The organism is Larkinella sp. C7, assembly GCF_006149005.1.
Lineage (GTDB): Bacteria > Bacteroidota > Bacteroidia > Cytophagales > Spirosomataceae > Larkinella.
In genome coordinates this window covers 1-781 of sequence record NZ_VBSL01000064.1, presented here as the reverse complement: position 1 = coordinate 781, position 781 = coordinate 1, and the positions used below count along the sequence as shown (strand labels likewise).

The following is a 781-nucleotide window of genomic DNA, read 5'->3' as shown; positions in this document are numbered from 1 at the left end:
CAAGCTTTTCTTCACTGTCATAGAGTTCTTTTTCAGTTAATTCATTAACTTGACTGCCTGTATCAGTCGCATGGGTGAGAAAATCAACCTGCTTATCACCGCCCTCACTAATCAACTTGTTGAGTTCATCTTGAACAGCATCTTGATAATCGGCCTCGCTTAGGGTTGTTTCCTGTTTGCCGCCATCTTCTTCAACTGATAAGCTATCATTTATTGAACTACCGGCCTTCTCATCTTGTCTTGGATAGTTGTGTTCAATATGATTATCTTCATAGAAAGAAGTATTGTTAACGATAACAACTGTGTTATTTTCCTGGTAGGTGTAGTTAATGTTAATGGTGGTTTGGGCAACATTGCGACCAGAACCCTTATAGTTATAATCCTTTGGCACCTGACCGTCACGCTTGAGAATCAGGATATCCCCCGCATAAATCAGGTCAACATTCGTGATATGGTTATCGTAGGCTAACTTTTGCACAGAGATTCCCGTTGCCTGGGAAATTCCCCAAAGGGTATCCCCCCATTGAATAACATAGCGTTCCCCATCCAAATGATTGGTATTAATCTTTTGCGAGGCCATATTGTTACTAATTTGTGCTGGCGTACTAGCTACCCAATTAGTAATATCTGCCCGCTGAGCATTTGTTTGATTGTCATAAAAGCTATTAGCAGCCACCTTGGCTTCTAAAGACATTGGCAAAACAAGGGCACCCATCATCAGAGCACACCCCAGAACTTCTTTTTTACGCATTGATAATCCTCCCAAAAATTATCGTTTTTT

General features: G+C 41.0%; 1 protein-coding gene. It reads right to left on the bottom strand.

Annotated elements, in window-relative coordinates; all coding sequences use genetic code 11:
- Positions 1–751, bottom strand: a 751-nt coding sequence (locus FH871_RS34365; protein ID WP_138995319.1) for a LysM domain-containing protein, incomplete at its 3' end; no start/stop codon positions are given.
- Between the last annotated feature and the right edge of the window lie 30 nt (positions 752–781).